Source organism: Streptomyces roseochromogenus subsp. oscitans DS 12.976, assembly GCF_000497445.1.
In the GTDB taxonomy this organism is placed as follows: Bacteria; Actinomycetota; Actinomycetes; order Streptomycetales; family Streptomycetaceae; genus Streptomyces; species Streptomyces oscitans.
This window is the reverse complement of record NZ_CM002285.1, coordinates 2,528,604-2,533,361: the sequence shown is the minus strand read 5'-3', so window position 1 is coordinate 2,533,361 and position 4,758 is coordinate 2,528,604. Positions and strand designations below refer to the sequence as shown.

Here is a 4,758-nt window from a genome sequence, read left to right as displayed (position 1 = left end):
CACGCGTGTCGCCGGGCAGGTGCACGAGGCCGCCCGGCGCAGCCTCGGCCCCGGGCAGGGCGAGCTGGACCGCGCGTCCTTCGAGGCGGTGTTCCCATGGGGGCCCGCCCCGGCCCGGCTCGGCGGCGGCACCGGGTGGGCGTCCGCCGTACTGACCGAGGGCCTCCTGGTCCCGGCCGGAAGCGGCTACCGGTTCGCGCACGGGGAACTGGCCGACTGGATCCAGGGCATCCATCTCGACCTCGACGAGGCCCTGCGCGCCCTGGTCCACCGCCCCGACACCGCGCCGGAGACCGGTCCCGTACCGGTGCCGCACCATCGCGTCGGACCCGTCGTCCAGGCCCTGCTGCTCCTCGCCCGGCAGCACGGCACCCATCAACTGGCCGACCGCCTGCGGGACTTGTCGGACGCCGTGGACCGGTACCCCGGCTCCTGGTGGGCCGCCCGGCTGCTCGCCCGCACCCTGCTCCAGGTCCCGGACGCGACGCCGTACACGGACGTGCTGCGGCTGCTCGCCGACCGCATCGTCGCCTGGCGGCGCGTGGAGCGGCCCGTACCGGGCGAGTTCGGCCCCGGCTTCTGGACCGAGCTGCCGGTCTCCGACACCGAGCGGTTCGACCTGCTGCGCCGGCTCGTGCTGGCCGACCAGGCGCCCCCGGAAGCCGGCGGGCGGGCCGGCGAGCGTTATCTCGACGGCGTCGCCCGGCTGCTCGCCGCCGCGCCCGCCGTCGTACAGCCACGGCTGACCCGCTGGTTCGACGACGAACGGCCGCTGCCCGCGACCCCGCACGCCACCGTCGCGACCGCCGCGCAGGCGCTGCTGTACACCCACCGGCACGGCGCGCTGGACGACCTCACCGAGATCCTGGTCGCGAGCGCGCACCGGCGCGCCGACGAACTGCTCGCCACCCTCGCCGAGGACGAGCCGTCGGCCGTCTGCAGGGCCGTCGACCGCTGGGCGCACGACGAGCGCCCAGCCCGCCGGGTCGCGGCCTTGACGTACAGCCTGAGCGCGGCCCCCCACGTCCGCTCGGAGGCCGACCGCGAACTGCTGCGCTACGCCGCCCTCGCGCTGCTCGCCCGCCCCGCCGACTGCACCCTGCACGGCGGCGCCCTCGCCCTGCTGGTCCGCGACCCGCACACCCGCGACCGGCACCTCGCCGCGGCCCTGCACCACTTCGCCGACGGCGACCCGCAGTTCCCGGCGAGCGCCCTGGCCCCGGCCCTGACCACCCACCCCGACCCGGTCCTGGATGCCTTCCGCGCCCGGCTGAGCGGCCCGGACTCCGGGGAGGCGCTGCGCACCCTCACCGACGTCACCACCCCGGCCCTCGCCGGCCGTGTCGCGGCGCTGCTCCAGAACGCGGTACGGCTGCGCCCGGCGACCGCCGGGCCCATCGCCGCCCACATCGACCGCCGCCTCGCCCAGGGCCCCACCACCCGCCCGGCCCTGCTGCCCCTGGTCACCGGCCTGCTCGACGACGCTCCGGAACAGCTCCGAGCGGCCCTCGCCACGGTCCTCGCCGCCGTCGGCACCCCCGCCTGCCGCCCGCTCCGCCGCGAGCTGCTGGAACTCCTCCTCGCCGGGGAACAGGCCCTCTCCGTGCTGGACGCCGTCCTGCACGCGGCGGCCGAGCACGGCGACGGCCGGGAGGAGGAGCTCCGCGGCCTCGTGCACCGCACCGGCCTGCTTCTCGTCCGTACCCCCGAGGGCGCCACCCGCTTCGACCGCGGCCTGGTCGACCTCGGCCGCCAGGTACCCGGCTTCGCCGCCCTCATGGCCCGCTGGCTGGCCGCCACCCCGGACGACTGGTCCGCCGTGGTGGGCCCCAGCACCCGCCGCATGCTCGAGAACCTCGCGGGCGTCCGCGTACCGGCGTGAACGGCGGCTACGGCGAGGGAGCGGCCGGTGGTCCTGAACGTGCGCCCCGTCACAGCCCCCCTGCCGATGCGGGCCCGGCGGACCCGGCGTGGCACCCTTAGACCTGCGCAAGTCTTAAGAGTCGGTAATGGACACGGGTTCGAGGAGCGGTCACAGTGCAGCGCTGGCGTGGCTTGGAGGACATCCCCCAGGACTGGGGGCGCAGCGTCGTCACCATCGGTTCCTACGACGGCGTCCACCGCGGCCACCAGCTGATCATCAAGCACGCTGTGGACCGCGCCCGTGAGCTGGGCGTGCCGGCCGTCGTCGTCACCTTCGACCCGCACCCCAGCGAGGTCGTCCGCCCCGGCAGCCACCCGCCGCTGCTCGCCCCGCACCACCGCCGCGCGGAGCTGATGGCGGAGCTGGGCGTCGACGCGGTCCTGATCCTCCCCTTCACCACCGAGTTCTCGAAGCTGTCGCCCGCCGAGTTCGTGGTGAAGGTCCTGGTGGACAAGCTGCACGCGAAGGCGGTCGTGGAGGGCCCGAACTTCCGCTTCGGCCACAAGGCCGCCGGCAACGTCGAGTTCCTCACCGAGCAGGGCAAGGTCTACGACTTCGACGTCGAGGTCATCGACCTGTACGTCACCGGCGAGGCGGGCGGCGGCCTGCCGTTCTCCTCGACCCTGACCCGCCGCCTGGTCGCCGAGGGCGACGTTGAGGGCGCCCGCGAGATCCTGGGCCGTCCGCACCGCGTGGAGGGCGTGGTCGTGCGCGGCGCCCAGCGCGGCCGCGACATGGGCTTCCCGACGGCCAACGTCGAGACCCTCCCGCACACCGCCATCCCCGCCGACGGCGTGTACGCCGGCTATCTGCACGTCGAGGGCGAGGCCATGCCGGCCGCGATCTCCGTCGGCACGAACCCGCAGTTCGACGGCACCGAGCGCACGGTGGAGGCGTACGCCATCGACCGCGTCGGCCTCGACCTGTACGGCCTGCATGTCGCCGTCGACTTCCTCGAGTACGTCCGCGGCCAGGCGAAGTTCGACTCCCTGGACGCCCTGCTGGAGCAGATCGCCGCCGATGTGAAGCGGTGCCGGGAGATCATCGCCGAGGAGGAGTAGTCCTCGTCTCGTAGACGGTGTAACGGAAAGGGCGGCCGGTGCGGAATGCGCACCGGCCGCCCTTCGTCATGCCGCCCTACCCCTGAGGAGGCTGCTGCGGGTAGCCCTGCTGCGGCGGGTACGGCTGACCGGGAGCCTGCTGCGGATAGGGCTGCTGGCCCGGGGCCTGCGGGTACGGCGGCTGCGGCTGTCCCGGCTGTCCCGGATAGGGCTGGGGCGGGCCGGTGTACAGCTCCGGGCCGGGGGCCTGTGGGTACGGCTGACCCGGCATCGGCTGGCCCGGCATCGGCGGGGCGGCCACCGGCGGCGGGTTGCCGTCGCTGGTCCACAGCCCGTGTGCCTGCTGGTGCCGTACGAAGTCCTCGGCGACCATGGCCGCGAGGTTGAAGTACGCCTCGCGGGTCCGCGGCCGCATCATGTCGAGGTCGACCTCGGCACCGGCGGCCAGATGCTCGTCGAAGGGCACGACCACGACCCCGCGGGTCCGCGTCTCGAAGTGGGACACGATGTCCTCGACCTTGATCATCTTGCCGGTCTCGCGGACCCCGGAGATCACGGTCAGGGACCGGGAGACCAGGTCGGCGTACCCGTGCGCGGACAGCCAGTCCAGCGTCGTACTGGCGCTGCTCGCGCCGTCCACGGACGGCGTGGAGATGATGATGAGCTGGTCGGCGAGGTCCAGCACGCCGCGCATGGCGCTGTACAGCAGACCGGTGCCCGAGTCGGTGAGGATGACCGGGTACTGCCGGCCGAGCACGTCGATCGCGCGCCGGTAGTCCTCGTCGTTGAACGTGGTCGAGACGGCCGGGTCCACGTCGTTGGCGATGATCTCCAGTCCGGAGGGCGCCTGCGAGGTGAACCGCCGGATGTCCATGTAGGAGTTCAGGTACGGGATCGCCTGCACGAGGTCACGGATGGTGGCCCCGGTCTCCCGGCGCACGCGCCGCCCGAGCGTACCGGCGTCCGGGTTCGCGTCGATGGCGAGGATCTTGTCCTGCCGCTCGGTGGCGAGGGTGGAGCCGAGTGCGGTGGTCGTCGTGGTCTTGCCCACGCCGCCCTTGAGGCTGATCACCGCGATCCGGTAGCAGGACAGCACCGGTGTGCGGATCAGCTCCAGCTTGCGCTGCCGCTCGGCCTCCTCCTTTTTGCCGCCGATCTTGAAGCGGCTCGATGCCGCGGTGGGCCGCCCGCTCTTCGCCTTCTGCTTCTTGTTGTTGAGCAGCCGGTCGGCGGAAAGCTCCACGGCGGCGGTGTAACCGAGCGGCGCGGCACCGGGGTTGGTCGGCTGCCGCTGGTCGTGCTGGAGCGGCTGGGGCCATGCGGCACCGGACCGGGGGTCGACGGGGGCGTGCGGGCTCTGCGGGGCATGGAGGCCGTGCGGGGCGTGCGGGGCGTTCGGGTCCTGCGGGGCGTGGGGAGCCTGCGGGGCCTGCGGCGCCTGGTGGCCTTCGGCTGCCGGTGCGCCGCCGGGTCCCTGGGGGTCCTGCGGGCGCCGCGGCGGCTGCGGAAAGCCGTAACCGCCGGGCTGTCCCTGGGGGTTGGGGGCGCCGGGCTGGGGGAAGCCGTAACCGCTTGGCGGGGTGGGTGTGTTGGGGTTTGGCTGTTGCGGTGCGGGTGGCTGGGGGAAGCCGTAACCGCCGGGCTGGGGCTGGGTGTTGGGGGTGCCGGGCTGCGGGAAGCCGTAACTGCTGCTGGGCGGGGTGGCGCCGTTGGGAGTGGGCTGTTGCGGCGCGGGCGGCTGGGGGAAGCCGTAACCGCCCGCGGCGGGGCCCG

At 74.1% G+C, this 4,758-nt stretch carries 2 protein-coding genes and 1 pseudogene; 2 read left to right on the top strand and 1 reads right to left on the bottom strand.

The genetic code is table 11. The features are described from left to right. Both M878_RS60785 and M878_RS60780 read left to right on the top strand, forming a co-directional pair. A pseudogene (locus tag M878_RS60785) lies at positions 1–1,882 on the top strand (hypothetical protein); the annotation flags it as partial. 155 nt (positions 1,883–2,037) lie between these two features. Beyond that, entirely contained in the window at positions 2,038–2,985 is a 948-nt protein-coding gene (locus M878_RS60780) for a bifunctional riboflavin kinase/FAD synthetase (protein ID WP_023546349.1), read from the top strand. A gap of 76 nt (positions 2,986–3,061) precedes the next feature. Here M878_RS60780 and M878_RS60775 read toward each other — a convergent pair. Then, positions 3,062–4,758 (bottom strand): MinD/ParA family ATP-binding protein (locus M878_RS60775; RefSeq protein WP_023546347.1); only part of this gene is annotated, 1,697 nt, incomplete at its 5' end.